At 52.4% G+C, this 16,859-nt stretch carries 16 protein-coding genes; 11 read left to right on the top strand and 5 right to left on the bottom strand.

Annotated features, from left to right (window positions below; translation table 11 throughout):
• The first annotated feature begins 174 nt into the window (after positions 1-174).
• The 7 genes from PAEVO_RS18570 to PAEVO_RS18540 all read left to right on the top strand — a co-directional run bounded on the left by PAEVO_RS18570 (position 175) and on the right by PAEVO_RS18540 (position 7,947).
• On the top strand, positions 175-1,053 hold the full coding sequence (locus PAEVO_RS18570; RefSeq protein ID WP_015737064.1) for an AraC family transcriptional regulator: 879 nt from the start codon (positions 175-177) through the stop codon (positions 1,051-1,053).
• Between the two features lie 133 nt (positions 1,054-1,186).
• Positions 1,187-2,140: an ABC transporter permease gene (locus PAEVO_RS18565; RefSeq protein ID WP_100538881.1), complete on the top strand. Its 954-nt coding sequence runs from the start codon at positions 1,187-1,189 to the stop codon at positions 2,138-2,140.
• Positions 2,141-2,162: 22 nt separating this feature from the next.
• The gene (locus PAEVO_RS18560) at positions 2,163-3,056 is read left to right on the top strand and encodes a carbohydrate ABC transporter permease (RefSeq protein ID WP_100538880.1); all 894 of its coding nucleotides are present in this window, start codon (positions 2,163-2,165) and stop codon (positions 3,054-3,056) included.
• Between the two features lie 73 nt (positions 3,057-3,129).
• Complete coding sequence (locus tag PAEVO_RS18555) at positions 3,130-4,797, top strand: extracellular solute-binding protein (protein ID WP_100538879.1); 1,668 nt, start codon at positions 3,130-3,132, stop codon at positions 4,795-4,797.
• Positions 4,798-4,902: 105 nt separating this feature from the next.
• Entirely contained in the window at positions 4,903-5,895 is a 993-nt protein-coding gene (locus PAEVO_RS18550) for an N-acetylglucosamine kinase (RefSeq protein WP_100538878.1), read from the top strand.
• Positions 5,880-7,193: a 6-phospho-beta-glucosidase gene (locus PAEVO_RS18545; protein WP_100538877.1), complete on the top strand. Its 1,314-nt coding sequence runs from the start codon at positions 5,880-5,882 to the stop codon at positions 7,191-7,193. The genes PAEVO_RS18550 and PAEVO_RS18545 overlap by 16 nt, the downstream gene beginning before the upstream one ends.
• Positions 7,194-7,428: 235 nt before the next feature.
• A complete protein-coding gene (locus PAEVO_RS18540; RefSeq protein ID WP_100538876.1) occupies positions 7,429-7,947 on the top strand; it encodes a DinB family protein in 519 nt (172 codons plus the stop codon).
• A gap of 73 nt (positions 7,948-8,020) precedes the next feature.
• Here the strand turns inward: PAEVO_RS18540 and PAEVO_RS18535 are convergent, their stop codons facing one another.
• Positions 8,021-9,049 (bottom strand): LacI family DNA-binding transcriptional regulator, encoded by a 1,029-nt coding sequence (locus PAEVO_RS18535; protein WP_100538875.1) that lies wholly within the window; start codon positions 9,047-9,049, stop codon positions 8,021-8,023.
• 326 nt (positions 9,050-9,375) lie between these two features.
• Between PAEVO_RS18535 and PAEVO_RS18530 the strand changes: the two genes are divergently transcribed.
• The gene (locus tag PAEVO_RS18530; protein ID WP_100538874.1) at positions 9,376-10,425 is read left to right on the top strand and encodes a 2,3-butanediol dehydrogenase; all 1,050 of its coding nucleotides are present in this window, start codon (positions 9,376-9,378) and stop codon (positions 10,423-10,425) included.
• Positions 10,426-10,643: 218 nt separating this feature from the next.
• On the opposite strand, the gene PAEVO_RS18525 is transcribed toward PAEVO_RS18530, so the two are convergent.
• Together PAEVO_RS18525 and PAEVO_RS18520 are read right to left on the bottom strand one after the other, a co-directional pair.
• Positions 10,644-11,648 (bottom strand): FecCD family ABC transporter permease, encoded by a 1,005-nt coding sequence (locus tag PAEVO_RS18525; RefSeq protein ID WP_100538873.1) that lies wholly within the window; start codon positions 11,646-11,648, stop codon positions 10,644-10,646.
• A 2-nt stretch (positions 11,649-11,650) separates the two neighbouring features.
• Complete coding sequence (locus PAEVO_RS18520; protein ID WP_100538872.1) at positions 11,651-12,691, bottom strand: FecCD family ABC transporter permease; 1,041 nt, start codon at positions 12,689-12,691, stop codon at positions 11,651-11,653.
• A gap of 151 nt (positions 12,692-12,842) precedes the next feature.
• Here PAEVO_RS18520 and PAEVO_RS18515 point away from each other — a divergent pair, with 151 nt between their 5' ends.
• Positions 12,843-13,859, top strand: a complete 1,017-nt coding sequence (locus PAEVO_RS18515) for an iron-hydroxamate ABC transporter substrate-binding protein (protein ID WP_100538871.1) — start codon at positions 12,843-12,845, stop codon at positions 13,857-13,859.
• Positions 13,860-14,068: 209 nt separating this feature from the next.
• Positions 14,069-14,443, top strand: coding sequence for a VOC family protein (locus PAEVO_RS18510; RefSeq protein WP_100538870.1), 375 nt, complete (start codon positions 14,069-14,071; stop codon positions 14,441-14,443).
• A gap of 153 nt (positions 14,444-14,596) precedes the next feature.
• Here the strand turns inward: PAEVO_RS18510 and PAEVO_RS33880 are convergent, their stop codons facing one another.
• Positions 14,597-14,740: a hypothetical protein gene (locus tag PAEVO_RS33880; RefSeq protein ID WP_009595787.1), complete on the bottom strand. Its 144-nt coding sequence runs from the start codon at positions 14,738-14,740 to the stop codon at positions 14,597-14,599.
• Positions 14,741-14,998: 258 nt separating this feature from the next.
• Between PAEVO_RS33880 and PAEVO_RS18505 the strand changes: the two genes are divergently transcribed.
• Positions 14,999-15,763, top strand: a complete 765-nt coding sequence (locus PAEVO_RS18505) for an exodeoxyribonuclease III (protein ID WP_100538869.1) — start codon at positions 14,999-15,001, stop codon at positions 15,761-15,763.
• 99 nt (positions 15,764-15,862) lie between these two features.
• On the opposite strand, the gene PAEVO_RS18500 is transcribed toward PAEVO_RS18505, so the two are convergent.
• On the bottom strand, positions 15,863-16,762 hold the full coding sequence (locus PAEVO_RS18500; RefSeq protein ID WP_100538868.1) for a LysR family transcriptional regulator: 900 nt from the start codon (positions 16,760-16,762) through the stop codon (positions 15,863-15,865).
• Positions 16,763-16,859 lie beyond the last annotated feature (97 nt).

The raw sequence follows: 16,859 nt of genomic DNA, 5'->3' as shown, positions 1-16,859 counted from the left end.
ATTAGCATCCGCTTATTGTTCTGGAATCATCGCACCAACAAGCTGTCCCAGGTCAGAAATGACATTTGGGGCAGCTTTTTATTTACAACTATGAAATATAGATGGTAGAGTTTTTTACAACAAATGTATGGATGCAACGCTTACAAGAAAATATCGGTTATGGAGGGATTTATCATGCCATCGATCATGCGGGAAGAAGCGATACCGAAGGAAAAAGTAATATTAGCCAAGAATTATCCGATTTTTGTCGCCGATACGATTGGCGTGACCAGCCCCTATCAGAAGCTTCATTGGCACAACGTGCTGGAGATAAATTACATCAAATCCGGTATGGGTTACTACATCATCAACGGGCAAAAATTTGAATTCCAGCAAGGGGATGTACTGCTCATCAACTCGAATGATCTTCACTGCGCTTACGAGACGAAGGATCTTGTCATGACCGTCATTTCTTTTGATTCGACTTGGTTTATCCATAACCTCCGGTTCGATCCGGAGCTGTTCAGCCCGTTTCGCGAGATGGGCAAGCATTACATGAACCTGATCCCCCGCGACCATCCGGCCATGGGGAAGCTGCGTTCGCTGCTGTTTGAGCTGCAGGAGGAGCATGTGGGGGAACAGCGGTCTTACGCTACGGTAGTATACTCGCTTCTGCTCCAATTTCTTGCCACCGTAAACCGGCAGTGCCGGATCGAAGGGGAAGGCGGAAGCGAACCCAGCATCAGCGAACGGCAGCTGGAGAAAATGCGTCAAGTCATCATGGTGATGGAGCAAAATTTCGCCCACCCCTGGACGCTGGAGGAGTTGGCTTCCCTGGTCTATCTCAGTCCTTCCAGGTTCAGCGAAATATTCAAGCGTGCGGTCGGCATGCCGCCCCTCTTGTACCTGATCCACATTCGGCTGGAGCAGGCGGTCACGATGCTGGAAGGAGGCCATATGAAAGTGATGGACGTCGCCCTGGAATGCGGCTTCCGCACGCTGACCAATTTTAATCGTCTGTTCAAAAAGCACATCGGCATGACGCCGAAGGCTTCACAAAAGCAGCATTCCTAAAAACCAGTGAAATAGTGCTGGTTTTTGCTTGTTTTAGCAGAGAAATGAGCCTGGTCAGGCGATACAATAAAATGGCAAGCATCTCAAGAATGTGTCAATAAACCTAACACAAAATAAAAAGGGGGAGATGCCCATGCCGCAAATCGGGATCGGCAGCAGGACGGAGACACATGTGAAGAAAGGCCGCTTGCGCCGCTTTCTGAAGCAATGGGATATACAGCTGATGGTGCTTCCGGCCATGATGTTCATTCTGGTTTTCAGCTACATTCCCATGTACGGGGTACTCATGGCGTTTCAGGACTACAGTCTGTTCAAGGGGTTTCTGAACAGCCCGTGGGTCGGCTTCAAGCATTTTGAGATGTTTTTTGGGGCGCCGGAGTTCTGGACCATTATGCGGAACACCTTGGTCATCAGCCTGCTGAAGCTGTGCATCGGGTTTCCTGCACCGATTCTGCTCGCACTGATGCTCAATGAGGTTGGGAGGCATTCCTTCAAACGGATCGTCCAGACGATCAGCTATCTGCCTCACTTCTTGTCGTGGGTCATCGTCTCGGGCTTTGCGATCTCCATTCTGTCCACGGACAACGGCAGTCTGAACATTCTGCTGCAGAAGCTGAGCCTGATCGATGAACCGATCAATTTTCTATCGGAGCCGAAGTACTTCTGGAGCATCCTGACGGTAACGAATGTGTGGAAGGAGATCGGTTTTTCCTCCATTGTGTATTTGGCGGCCATTGCGGGCATTAATCCCCAACTGTATGAAGCGGCTTCAATTGACGGTGCGAGCCGTCTGAAGCAGATCATCTCCATCACTATTCCGTCCATTATGCCGATCATCGTTGTGTTCTCGATTTTGGCGATCGGCAACTTCCTGAATGCCGGCTTTGAGGACATTTTGCTGCTGGCTGGTAATCCGGTATTGCGGGATGTCAGCGACGTGCTGGACACGTACGTCTACCGGATTGGCATTCAGAACAGCCGATTCTCCTACGCTACGGCGGCGGGTCTATTCAAGGCGATCATCAGCGTATTGTTGTTGGCCGGAGCCAACTACTGGGCCCGACGGTCGGGGAACAGCCTATGGTAGGGCAGAAAGGGGAGAGATGCATATGAGGCTGTCAAACGGAGATCGGGTATTCGTTGGGTTCATCTACGGCTCTTTGGCATTGCTGGCATTTATCGCGCTGTACCCATTCTGGAACGCTGCCGTCATCTCGTTTAACTCGGGGACCGACACGATGCAGGGCGGCATTACGTTCTGGCCGCGCGAATTTACGCTGGAGAATTACCGCGTAGTGTTCAAGGACGAGCGCCTCATTGACGGGTTCGTCATCTCGGTGCTCCGTACGGTGACCGGTACTTTTCTCTCCATTGCAGCAACCGCCATATTCGCTTATGGCATATCTAAACGCGAGTTGATGGGCCGGAATTTTTATATGGTCACCTGCATCGTGACGATGTACTTCAGCGGCGGACTCATTCCGAATTATTTGCTTATTCGGGAGCTGGGCCTGATGAACTCGTTCTGGGTTATGGTCGTACCAGGCATCATCAGCGTGTGGAATATGATCATATTCCGGACGTTCTTTAAGGGCATCCCGCCCGGCCTTGAGGAGTCGGCCCATATCGACGGTTCCTCGAACTGGGGCGTATTCTTCCGAATCGTGCTTCCGCTATCGGGACCGGTCATTGCGACGCTGTCGTTGTTCACGGCCGTGTATCACTGGAATGATTGGTTTGCGCCAAGCATTTACATATCCAACACGGATCTGCTGCCGATCCAGACGAAGCTTCAGCAGATCCTCAATGCCAACATCATGATGGAACAGATGCAGAACATGGATGCCGCGGCGCAGGGCCGGATGAGCGCGATGAAGGCCGTAACGACCAAGTCCTTGTCCATGGCGACCATGATGGTGGCAACCGTCCCGATCCTGTGCGTATACCCGTTCGTTCAGAAGTATTTTGTGAAGGGCGTATTAATCGGTTCTTTGAAGGAGTAATTCAACAGCCATCTTGCCAAGGGTTTGAAGCGGCAGCTTTGACCATAGATGAATCATGAAGGGAGCACTTGGAATGAAAAAAAGGGGAAAAAGGCTTCTATCTGCATGGTCAGTCACGCTTGTCATCATCATGGCTTTAACGGGATGTTCGGGTTCGGGAGGGAATGCCGCAAGCCCGGAGAAGGAAGGCCCAAGCTCGCAAAACAATGAGAAACCAGCCGGAGAGGATACCTTTGTGCTGGGAGAGAAGCCGCTGGAATTCTCGTTCTATGGCCACTATGACTGGTATACGATGCCGGATTGGGGCGCGGATCTTGCAACCAAGTGGATCCAGGAGAACAAGAAGGTCAACGTAGTTCCGGTCAGCTCCGGCGGCGTTGCCAAGAACAAGCTCAGTACGATGATTGTGTCCGGGGAGCTGCCGGATGTCATATGGATGGAACGGGGCGCGGAGGTCGAGAAGCTGCGTGCCGAGGGCATGCTGGTGCCGTTCGACGATTATCTGGATAAATACCCAAATCTGAAAAAATGGGCCGGGGAATCCACGCTCGATCTGCTTCGCTCGCCGGACGGAAAGCTGTATCAATTCCCGAACTGGTATACAACGCAGCCGAACGGCAATGCCGGCTATCTCGTCAATAAAAAGATATACGAGGAGCTTGGATCGCCAAAACTGGAAACGCCGGATGATCTGTACGCCTATTTGAAGCAAGTGAAGGCGAAGTATCCGGGTGTCGTTCCTCTGGAGGTTGGCCAATCCGCAGCGGGCGTGGACATCATGGTGTCTGCTTTTGCCGAGAACCGCCCGTATACGTTTAACAGTATGATCGCCGTACCCCAGGGGGATCAACTTGTGTCGCTGTTCACGGATCCCGTTTATCGGGAGCTGCTTCAATACATGAGCCGATTGTACCGCGAGAAACTCATTACGCAGGATGCCTTCACGCAGAAGCTGGAGCAAGTCGAGCAGAAGATTCTGAGCGGCAACGTGGCGGTTTATGTAGCCTCCAGCCCGACCGAATTCGGTTCCAAGGGCAACAATCTGCTGAAGGCGCAGGACCCTGATGCCGGTTACATCATGATATGGCCGGTACACAAGGAAGGATTGGATCGCGACAAGATTTTCCCGGGCGATTACAAGCAGCTAGGCTGGAATGTCAGCGTCATCACGCAAGCGGCGAAAGATCCGGAAGCTATCTTTGCTTTCCTGGATTGGTTCACCGGTCCCGAGGGCCAGCGGACGATCATGTGGGGCCCTGAAGGCTTGTACTGGGACGGGACGGACGAAGAGGACATGCCGCTGTTCACCGATAAATTCACCAGCGATGCGAAGGGGCGCGATGAGTTGATGAACGCCACGGTGAACTTCCAGTGGAACGGCAACACGGTGTATGTCGACAATTCCAAGATGAAATTCGAATCTACGCTGCCGCCGGAGAAGCGGAACTTTGAAACGTATTGGCAATCGGAGATTACCTGGAAGACGCAGATGAACACGACGGAGTACGTCAACCTCGATCCGGCAGGCGATTCCGAGGAGGGCATAATTGCGCAGCGTGTGTTCGAAATTTATGAGCAGGCAAGAGCCAAGGCAATCAGCTCGGCCTCCTCGGATCAGGAAGTGCTCTCGCTTCTGGATAAGGCAGAGGCAGATGCGCAAAAAGCGGGTTACGACAAGCTATTACAGTACAAAACAGCAAAATGGCAGGAGAATAAGCAGAAGCTGAAAGCATCGAAATAAACGTCACGGCGAAGCCGTCCATTCCTTCAGGGGCTTGCGGAATATGCGCTGGCATTCGCTGGGCAGGACGGCTTCATGAGCCGGGCATCATAGGAGAGATCATACTTGAATTACTACTTGGGAGTCGACGGCGGAGGAAGCAAGACGCTGGCCGTCGTGGCGGACGGGACAGGACGAATCGCTGGAAAGGGAATGGGCGGCTGCGGCAACCATCAGCTTGGCGCAGCGCGTGCGGAAGCAAGCATCAGGCAGGCCGTTGAAGAGGCGCTTGGACAGGCGGGACTCGGGCGAGAAGACATCGCCTGCGCATCGTTCGGGCTGGCGGGAGCCGACCGCGAGGCGGACTTCCGCATCTTGCGGCCCATGATCGGCGCCATGGGCTTCAAGAAACACCATATCGCCTGCGATACCGTCATTGCCATGAGAGCCGGCACAAGACAGAGGGACGGCGTCGTCCTTATATGCGGAAGCGGGACGAACGGTTATGGCGTCAACGCGGCAGGCGAGGAGGTTCAGATCGGAGGATTCGGTTATGCGTTCGGCGATTTCGGCGGAGGCGCTGACCTGGCCGTCGAGGTGTTTCGGACGGTCGTTCGTTCCTGGGAAGGCCGCGAGAAGCCGACTTCATTGACGCCGCTAACGCTGGATGCGCTTAGGTTCGGCAGCGTGGAAGAGATGTTTCACCGATTTTTGGACGAGGGCAGAAGGGCGCCGCATACACTGGCGAAATTGCTGTTTCAAGCCGCACCCGCCGATGAAGCTGCAAGAGAGATATTGGAAAGGCAAGGCATGGAGCTGGGGAAGGTCGCCAGCGCGGTAATTCGTAAGCTCGGCATGGGCAATGACGCCTTCGATGTCGTGCTGGCCGGCAGCGTCCTGACCCGGGGAGAAAGGGATTACGTCGTTCCGTATATTGAGTCTCAGGTTCTTGCGGCAGCCCCGAATAGCCGGGTGCGCATTTTGGCCCTTGAGCCCGCAGCGGGTGCCGTCCTGCTCGCAATGGATGAGAACGGCGTGGTTCCGGGCACAGCCGTGTATGAACAATTGCAGCATGAGCTTGCCGTGAAGGAGAGGAATGTGGAATGGATACTGGATTGAAGGTTGCTGTTATCGGGGGCGGATCCTCGTATACCCCCGAGCTGATTGAAGGTTTCATCCGTCATTATGAGTCGTTTCCGGTGACGGACATCGTCCTCGTGGATATCCCGGAAGGCCGCCGCAAGCTTGAAATTGTAGGCTGTCTGGCCCGGCGGATGATTGTGCGAAGCGGATTGCCGATTCGCATTACGTTGACCTTGGACCGTCAGGAAGGACTGAAGGATGCCCATTATGTATCGACTCAGATGCGAGTCGGACTGCTGGAGGCCAGAGGCTGGGACGAAACGATCCCCCTGAAATACGGGATGCTCGGGCAGGAAACGACCGGAGCCGGCGGCATGATGAAGACTCTGCGTACGATACCGGTGCTATTGGATATATGCAAGGACATGGAGGCATTATGTCCGGATGCCTGGCTGCTGAATTTCACCAATCCCGCCGGGATGGTAACGGAAGCCGTCATGAAGCACTCCGACATCCGCTCCATCGGTTTGTGCAACTCCCCCATCGCCGCTTACAAGTGGTTGTCCGGGCTTTACGAGGTGCCGGTCGAGCGAATCTACTGTGAGTTTGCCGGATTGAATCATCTGCACTGGATCAGCCGGATCGAGGTCGATGGCGTGTCGAAGCTGGAGGAGCTGCTGGCAACGGGAGGGAGCTACTCAGCTCGCAACGTGCCGCAGCTTGCCTGGAACGATACGCTGATCCGGGCGATGGGCGCGATTCCATCCTATTATTTAAAATATTATTATCTCCACCGGGAGATGCTGGAGGAGCAGCAGGCTGCCGCGGCCAGAGGCGAGACAAGGGCCGAAACGGTCCAGCGTCTTGAGGATGAGCTGTTTGAGATTTACAAGCGGCCGGAACTTGCCGAAAAGCCGAAGCAGCTTGAGCAGCGCGGCGGCGCTTATTACTCCGAGGCGGCTGTCAATTTGATGAAGGCCATTCATACGGATAGTGGGGAGATTCAAACATTGAACGTGATGAACGGCGACACGCTGGACTTCCTGCCGGCGGATGCCAGTATCGAAGTGAACTGCGTCGTGACGAAGAACGGCGCGGTGCCGGTACCTGTCGAGCGAGTGCCGGCTGCGGCGATCGGCCTGATCCAAGCCGTGAAGACCTACGAGAGCCTGGCCATCGAGGCAGCGGTCACGGGCAGCAGGGAGAAGGCGCTGCTAGCTCTTAGCGCGCATCCGCTCACCGATTCCGTCAGTGCCGCTGAAGCCATGCTGGATGAGATGCTGGAGAGGAACCGTTCGTTTTTGCCGCGATTTTTTCAAAAGTTCAAAGCTTAGGAATCCAAATGAAGCCGGCAGGTTATTGTAACGCATATCGTTTTTCCAGCGTCCATGAGCAGCCTGCCGTGATTTTACCACCTGGGAAACGTAATTTATGCTAGAATGGGATCAGGTTTTCAGGAGGCGTTCGAGATGAAGACAACAATCGTTCACGGGCAAACTTATAGGGGGATTAGCGCATAATTGCCCTTAAACTGCGTGCTTCCCCGCCTATGAAAAGGGGAACGACGATTTGAAAACATGGATATTGAAGCAGTACGATTACCACGTATGGGCTAACCGGAAGGTTTGCGAATATTTGCAGGGGCTTTCAGGAGAGGTATACCGCAAGGAGATTGTCAGCGTTTTTCCATCCATTTATGACACGATGGTGCACATCTATGTCATTGATTCCGGCTGGCTGTCGTTCTTTAACGTGGGAGGAGTCACGGAGGTATCGCCTGCGTACTTGGAGAGTCTGAAGGATTCGATCGATCGGCTGGTTGCGGAAACGGAAGGCAAGCGAATCGAAGAATTGGGCCAGTTAATGGACGATCTGGCGGCGCGCTTCCGGTTGTTTATCGAACAGCACGAGAATCTGGACACCATCTATCCGTCCGGAGATTTTAGAGCCAGCTGCCTGGATTATATCCAACATATAGTTAACCACGGGACCTATCATCGGGGGAACGTAACCGCGATGCTCCGGCAAATCGGCCATCCCGGCACGCCTACCGACTATGGCTATTATTTGTATACCATAAGCCACTAAGCGTCCATGATTCAAAATGGGAAAAAGCCTGGAACATCGCGTTCCGGGCTTTTTTTATGGGTCCGAATCACGCTTAGTCGGTTGTTGCGTTTCGGATCACGGATACGCTCGATTCCCTGACGATGAGCCGCGGCTCGAATTGCACGCGCTCGTATTGCCCGGTCTTTTGCTCGCGAAGCCGCTTCAGCAGCAATTCCGTCGCAAGCCGGGCCACTTCATCGCCCATGATGGACACCGAACTGATCTGCGGCGTCGTGACGGTGGTCCATGCATTGTTATCGATGCCGACGACCGCCACATCGTCGGGAACCCGCACCTTTAGTTCCTTAAAACGGTTGACGATGCCGATGGCAACCATATCGTTAACCGCATAGATGGCATCCGGCATATGCTTCAGGCCATAAAAATAGTCCGCCGCGCGAACCCCCGTCTCAAACGAGAAATCCTCCCCGAAATAGACAAGAGACGGATCGACTTGCGTCAGCGATTGCTCATATGCCCAATACCGCTCTTCGATTTTATCTTTGGGCGCACCCGCGTAGGCAATGCGGTTCCGACCGATTTTCAGAAGATGCTCCATGACAAGCCTGCCCTCCTGGCGTGCCAGGCCGACGATATCGGCTTTATACTCATCTCCCAGCTGTTTCCCGTAATTAATAATCGAGACGGGGAGGCTTGATTTGTTAATCAGGTCGCCCAGTGTTTTGGGATAAGCCAGCGGCATGATTATCAGGCCGTCCACGTGCAGTTTTTTGATATCTCTGACGATTTCCAGCTCGTTTCGGGCATTCCCGGCCGTATTGATCTGAACGACCCGATAGCCGTGCTGTTTGGCGGTCTGTTCGACCGACCAGGCGATTTCCGGGATGATCGCATTTCGGATGTCAGGCACGGCCAAGGCGATTTGATTCGTCTGCCGAACCTTCAGGCTTTGAGCCGATGTATCCGGACTAAATCCGATTTCTTCGATCACCTGCATGATCCGTGCTTTCGTTTTCGGACTGATCCCCTTGGTGTCGTTGATGGCTCGGGACACGGTTGCAATGCCAACGCCCGCTTGTTTGGCGACATCTTCAATCGTCACTTTTTTGGGATTCACCATATTCAAAAGGTCCTCTCTATATCGGAAACGTTTCCTGTTCTTGTTCTTATTTGAGATCTTAATGAAGCAATATCTATATTATAACATTAAGAATACCTTTAAATCATGGAACACCTCGACGAAGAAAAGAGGTGCGAGGGACGTTGGCGTGTAAGTAGCTGCAGCTCCCTGGAAAAGCCGATGAACTCTGATTGTCGATTGTCCATGACTTTTCATACATTTTAGTCGATCGTGTTTGACAGATTGTCAAAACTGTGACATATTTGATTTCGGAAACGTTTCCTGTTTTGTTTTTATTTTTTCGAACCCATAAGGAGATGAAGACAATGCAAGCATTGCGCTGGCATGGAGTAAAGGATCTGCGTTTGGAGACGATTGCGGAGCCTCAAGCAACGAATGGAAAAGTGAAAATCAAGGTTGAATGGTGCGGGATTTGTGGCAGTGATCTCCACGAATACGTGGCCGGACCTATATTTATACCTGTGAATACGCCTCACACCCTTACCGGAGAACAGGCTCCGGTGGTTATGGGCCATGAATTTTCCGGCCAGGTGGTAGAGGTTGGCGAAGGCGTTACGAAATTCAAGGCTGGTGACCGCGTGGTTGTTGAGCCTGTATTTGCGTGCGGAAAATGCGCGGCTTGCAGACAAGGTAAGTACAATCTGTGCGACGAAATGGGCTTTCTTGGCCTTGCCGGCGGTGGCGGCGGATTCTCCGAATATGTAGCTGCGGATGAGCATATGGTGCATAAAATTCCGGACAGCGTCTCGTATGAACAAGGAGCTTTGGTAGAGCCTTCGGCGGTCGCTTTGTATGCCGTACGCCAAAGCCAGCTTAAGGCAGGAGATCGGGCGGTCGTATTCGGTGCGGGACCGATCGGTCTGCTTGTCATCGAAGCATTGAAGGCAGCAGGGGCGTCCGAGATTTACGCCGTGGAGCTGTCTGCCGAGCGTAAACAAAAGGCCGAGGAATTGGGTGCCATCGTCATTGATCCGAAGGCCTACGATGTAGTTGAGGAACTTCATCGCCGGACCGGCAGCGGGGTAGATGTCGCATTTGAAGTGACGGGTGTTCCGCCCGTACTGAATCAAGCGATCAATTCTACGAAGATCGGCGGTCAGATTATGATTGTCAGCATTTTCGAAACCTCCGCTCCCATCGTGCCCAATGACATCGTGATGAAGGAACGTAATATTACCGGTATCATCGGTTATCGCGATGTATTCCCGGCTGTCATCAGCCTGATGGAAAAAGGATTCTTCCCGGCGGATAAGCTGGTCACCCAGCGGATCAAACTGGATGAGGTTATTGACCGAGGCTTTGAGGCCTTGCTCAAAGAGAAGAACCAGGTGAAGATCCTGGTGAGCGCTCACTAATATCGCAGCTGCGCTTCGCAGTTGCATAACTTATGAAAGACCGCGGATGCGGTCTTTTTGTTTCGCGGAATAAAAAGGTTGCCTTCGAGCTGAACCAGAGCAGTGCATAGCACTCGCTCTTGTGCGCAATCAAGCTTTAGCCGTGACACAAAAGAACGGCGATTTCCTCCTGCATGACCGGAGGCGATCGCCGTCTTTTTTTCTGAAAACCGTTCAACTTAATCTTTGATCAGCAAATATATAAAGTAGGGCGCTCCAAGACAGGAAACGACCAATCCAACCGGGATTTCGGAAGGGGCCATCAGGTTCTTGCCAATCATATCGGCCACAAGCAGCACCAGAGAGCCAAGAAGCGCAGAGACAGGCAGCATTCCCTGATGACGGGGGCCCACCAGCTTACGAGCCAGATGCGGAGCAACCAGCCCCAGGAACGCGATGCCGCCGCCAACGGCCACGCAGGCGCCAGCCAGGGCAACAGAGATGAACAGCAGCGTTCTACGCTCGCGCTCCACCGTGACCCCAAGCCCGGCAGCCGTGTGGTCCCCCAGGTTGAGCACATTCAAATGTTGCGATTTATATACCGCCCAGGGAATCAGCAGAAGGATCCACGGAAGGATCGCAGCGACATATTCCCAGCTTGCCCCCCAGATGCTTCCGGACAGCCAGATGGTGGCCTGCATGAAATTGTTGGGGTCCATCATCAGCTGGAACACGATAATCAGCGCCCCGAAGGCCGCGTTGATGCCAATCCCCACAAGCACCAGCCGGATCGGTGTTACGCCTTGCTTCCAGGCTATTGAATATATGAGAAAGGCGGCAAGAAATGCACCGACTAGGGCGGCAAAAGGCATGATATAGACGGACCATATGCCGGAGCTGAAGGAGCTGCCTTGGAAATAAAAGATATACAGCACGACGGCCAGTCCTGCTCCGGAATTAATGCCTAGGATGCCCGGGTCTGCCAGCGCGTTCCGCGAAACACTCTGCAGAATAGCGCCGGAGACGGCGATTCCCGCTCCGATCAGGATGGCAATGACCATGCGTGGTAAACGAAAGTGCATCAGTACGGTATAATTTTGCTCAGATCCTGTCCCGTTGAATGCTTTAATGACCTCAGCCAGCGGGATTTTCATCGTTCCCATATTCAGGCTGACCAGAAATACGGCGAATATGGCCAGCAGCAGGATCATCGACACGGACATGATTTTTCGCGTTGTATTCATCGTTACAGCCCCCTCCCTTCCCGACGTGCAAGATAGAGGAAGAAAGGAACGCCGATCATGGCCGTAATTGCGCCGACAGGCGTTTCGAACGGAGGGTTGATCATCCGCGCCCCCACATCGGCAAACACCAGCAGAAGTGCTCCCATGACAGCGGAGCAAGGGATGATCAGCCGATAGTCGGGACCTACGATGAAGCGAACGATATGCGGGATGACGAGCCCCACGAATCCGATCGTTCCGCCTACAGCCACCGCTGCGCCTGTCAGTAGCAGTACAACGAGCGTGCCCAGGAACTTCACGGTTCCTGTTTTTTGGCCAAGGCCGGTAGCGACTTCCTCGCCCAGGCTCATGACGGTAATGGATCTGCTGAGCGCCAGCGCAATCAGCAGCCCGACGATGGCGACGGGGATCAGAAGTTTCACGTTCATCCATTGCACACCCGACACGCCTCCGGCATACCAGAAGCTGATATCCTTGGCTACGTTAAAACGGATGGCAATGGCCGAGGATATCGAGCTCAGCAGTGCGGTAACGGCTGATCCGGCCAGCGCCAGCTTGACAGGCGTCAGTCCCCGCTTGGATAACGAGCCGATGAGAAGCACGAGTCCCGCCCCAAGGCCCGCACCTGCAAAAGATAACAGCATGAGCGTGGTGATGGACGGCGACTCCATAAAAGCAAACCCGATCGACATCATGAAAGTGGCACCTGCGGTGACTCCCATAATGGAAGGGGAAGCAAGCGCGTTTCTTGTCATGCCTTGCATGATGGCTCCCGAAACCGCCAGGGAACCGCCGATCAGTGCAGCCGCCAAGGCCCTCGGCATGCGCAGTCTCTGGATAATCTGGTGCTGGGTGGAATGGGCATCGAAGCGGACAAACGCCTCCCATATGGTGGACAATTTAATGTTCGAAGCGCCATAGATAATCGAGGATGCCATCGCGGCGGCCAGTAGACCAAGCCCCAGGAGAATGACGGCCGCCGCTGTTTTGGGGCGGTAAATGGATTTTGCGTTTGTTTTGTGATTGGGATGATTTGCCTGCATGTTCACCTAAACCTTTATGTTGATAAAAATATTAAAATAACGTATTGTAAATGAGAATGAATTTCATTATCATGATTAGTGTTATTATATCACTTCATGCGTAGAATGCTAGTGATTGCGCCAAAAAAATATACATAGGGGGAAACGAAAGATGAGTCTTTTCAAGAAAAAAATATGGATTATCGCAGGACTGCTGGCAGCTTTCACGCTGCTTGCAGCTTGTGGAAATAGCAAGGAAGCAGCCGGGAACGAGCCAACGGAGGCCCAAGCGCCAAGTGACCAGAACAACGGCACCGAAGCCAAGCCGGACGAAGGAAGCACAGAAGCCAAGACAGAACGCACGTTGACAGACGCTATGGGCCATGAGGTAAAAATTCCGGCGGAGCCGAAACGAGTGATTGCTTCTTACTTGGAGGATAACCTGGTGGCATTGGGTATTACTCCGATTGCGCAGTGGTCGGTCAAGGGCGGAAGCGTCCAGGATTATCTGCAGGACTCATTGAAGGATGTGCCTACGATTGAGCATGATCTTCCCTTTGAAGCGGTAGCGAGCTTCCAGCCGGATCTATTGATTATGGACTCGGCTTCCATGGTCGAAGGCAACAAGTACAGTCAATACGAGAAGATTGCTCCAACCTACGTCATCGGCAATGAGGTCAATAACGATTGGCGCGAAGAGCTGAAGAAAGTGGGAGAAATCTTTGGCATGGAGGAGGAAGCGCAAGCGGCGCTCGATCAATACGAGCAGAAGGCCAAAGATGCCAAGGAGCAAATCCAGCAATCGATCGGCGGTGAATCTGCTGCAGCGATTTGGCTTGTCGGCGGTAAATTGTTCGTCGTTAGCGAGACGTTGTCCAGCGGAGCCGTTATGTACGGTGACTTGGGTCTCACGGTTCCGAGTGTGGTGAAGGAAATTTCGGCATCGGCTACGGGCAACTGGTCCTCCATTTCCCTAGAAAAATTGGCGGAGCTCGACGCGGATCATCTGTTCTTCATTAATAGTGACGGCGAAGGGGCAGAAGTGCTTCAGGATCCGCTTTGGGCGAATATTCCGGCCGTTAAGAACGGCAACATCTATGAATATGGAAAAGATACGAGCTGGCTGTATACCGGCACGATTGCCAACAGCCAGATCATTGATGACGTGCTGGAGAGTTTGGTGAAATAAACGTTATGAGATTGAACGTGCAGCTGTCTTCCCAGTGTTGATCGGGGAGGCGGCTGTTTTGCTTTGGATACTTTAACCTGCGCTTTGCTGATTCTGGATATAACACATGGGATTTTGAGCAGGAAAACATCAGCACCCAGAGAACTAATTAGCGAGGTGGTTGACTGCTATGCCAGAATATACGCTGGATAGGGAGGAGGCTGGAGAGATTGACCAAACCCCCATTGTATGGTGTGGGTATCTTTGTACCGGTGAGTGATTTGAAGCGTTCAACGGCATGGTATACCGAGATGCTGGGCCTCGAAATCATTCACAGGGATGAACCCGATGCTATTGTCATGCGAATGAACGATGAGAAAGTGAGCTTCTGTCTGGTGCGCTCCGATGAGGTGAAGCAGCCGGTTTTTCCTAACAACAACTATGGTGTAGGACAGTACTTCAATATCCACACCACGGATGTTGGCGGGATGCATCGGCTGTTGAAAGCCAAGGGAGCGGATGTGGGCGATATTGAGGATTTTGATGGATTCCAAGGCTTCTCGCTGATGGACCCGGACGGCAACCGGTACGGCGTGACGGCATAGCAAAACCAAGGACAGCGGTACAGGATCGACAAGACATGGTGTCACTCTTAGTAAAAAGAGCAGGATATCGTAATAGCAAAAACACCCGTCGCTTAGCAAGGATGGGTGTTTTGCTGTTTGATTGTTTATGGAATGCGCATCGGCGATAATCCGCTATTCCTGATCCCGACAGTGCTCCTCGGCCGCTGAAGTAAACTCTTCCTCATTCTCGGAAGCAAGCTTGTCACCGTATTGGTCCAAACGTTCAGGGCTGCTGGAAGGACCGTCGTTCTTAGGTTTGCTGTTTCTGCCTGTCATGCTGTATTCCTCCTTATGTGGGGTTCTCATCGATTGCCAACGTACGAATGATCGTACTTTGCGAACGTTTATGTTGTTCCTGTTTTGGCGCGGGATTATGCACGTAAGCCTCTTCTTTCTGTTCATGAAGTAATGATGAACGCGCCCGAAACTGCTTGTTCGTATTAGCCGTGACATGATACCATAATAGAATTTAGAAGATTCATAGATTCAACACGCTAATACGAATACGATATGGATATCACGGAGGTTGCGTAAATGAAGTTAGTGTCATGGAACGTCAACGGATTGCGAGCCTGTGTAACGAAGGGCTTTATGGATTATTTTCAACAGGCGGATGCCGATATATTTTGCGTGCAGGAGACGAAGCTGCAAGCCGGGCAAATTGAGCTTGATTTGGGGCCGGAGTATCAACAATATTGGAATTATGCAGAGAAGAAGGGATATTCGGGAACGGCGATATTTACGAAAGTCGCACCACTGTCCGTACGCTATGGTCTGGAGGAGGACAGCGAGCCGGAGGGCAGAGTGATCACGCTGGAGTTTGAGGACTTCAATCTTGTGAACGTATATACGCCGAATGCGAAGCGTGACCTGAGCAGGCTGGATTATCGGCTGGAGTGGGAGGAACGGTTCCGTGCTTACTTGCTTCAGCTTGACGAACGCAAACCTGTGATCGCATGCGGCGATTTGAATGTGGCGCATCAGGAAATCGACCTGAAGAATGCCAAGTCTAATCATGGCAATTCCGGCTTCACCCTGGAGGAGCGCGGCAAGATGACCGATCTGCTGGCAGCGGGCTTTATTGATTCCTTCCGTCATTTCTACCCGGACCGTACGGACGTGTACAGCTGGTGGTCGTATATGGCCAAGGTAAGGGAGCGGAATATCGGCTGGCGCATCGATTATTTTCTGACGTCTGCCCGTTTAACCGAGAAGCTGAAGGATGCCGAGATCGACTGCCATGTGATGGGAAGCGATCATTGCCCGGTGAGTTTGACGCTCAGCGAGACATTACGTTAAGACTGACTTTTTTAGAAAAAAGCCAACCGGAGAGCAGGGGACTGAATAACAGCCTCGCCTACGCCGGTTGGCTTTTATATTTGGGAGCAAAGGTGGCGTTTATCCAATCTGATGTTTCAGCTTGTCCAGAAAGATCGAGGCCGGCTTTGACAGATGGTGGGTTCCGGGCTGTACCCACCCGAATGAGGAAGCAGCGTGGCCAGGGGGCATCTCCAGCTCCAGTGTTACGATGTTTCCGGAAGGTATGGGGGTGAAGCTGGAGAAGGACAAATCGACCCCCACCGTGACCGCTACATTCTCTTCGACGACCTTCTGTATGACCCTCGTCTGGTTGGTTGAGAAGAGCAGCTCCATTTTCCCGTACTGCTCCTCGAATTCATCCATTAGTTTGAACAGACTGTCATCCTTGTAGAGAACCAAGGGGTATTTACGCAGTTCTTCCGGCGTGATCGATTGCCGCATGGCGAGTGGAGATTGACGGCTGACTCCGACCACGAATTTGCTCTCCAGCAGCTTGCCGAAATGGAGGCCGCGGTGTTGATGAATGATGGAATCATCGACAAAAATCAAACCGATATCCGCATGATTTTGTTTGATATCCTCAATAATATCAAGCGTTGCTTTTTCCGTGATTTCGAGTTTGATTTGGGGAAAGTCTTTTTTGAATTGAATAATGGCATCGATGGACAGCGTTAAGGGTACCGGAACGGTAGCAATCCGCAAAGATCCGCTCAGCAGGTTGGAATATCCTTCGGCCTCTGATTTCAGCTCCTGAAATTGTTCCAAAATGGCATAGGCTTTCTGGAGGATTCGCTGGCCCTCGGCTGTGGGAACGGCACCAAGCCGCGATCGGGTGAACAAGGAGAAACCGAACTCGGCTTCCAGGCTGGACACCGCTTGGCTGACGGCGGAAAGGGTAACGTTGCAATTCTGGGCTGCTTTGGTTAACGATCCTGTTTTGGCAGTCTCCACGATATATTCCAGTTGTTCAAGATTCATATGACTCATCCTTAATCTATAGTTAAGTAATATTAATTAGGTTTAAATTTACTTAAATATAACGCAGCGTTACAATGAACACAAGGACATGGACACA

This window comes from Paenibacillus sp. GM2FR (assembly GCF_002803325.1).
Lineage (GTDB): Bacteria > Bacillota > Bacilli > Paenibacillales > Paenibacillaceae > Paenibacillus_AQ > Paenibacillus_AQ lautus.
This window is presented reverse-complemented; position numbering and strand designations above follow the sequence as displayed.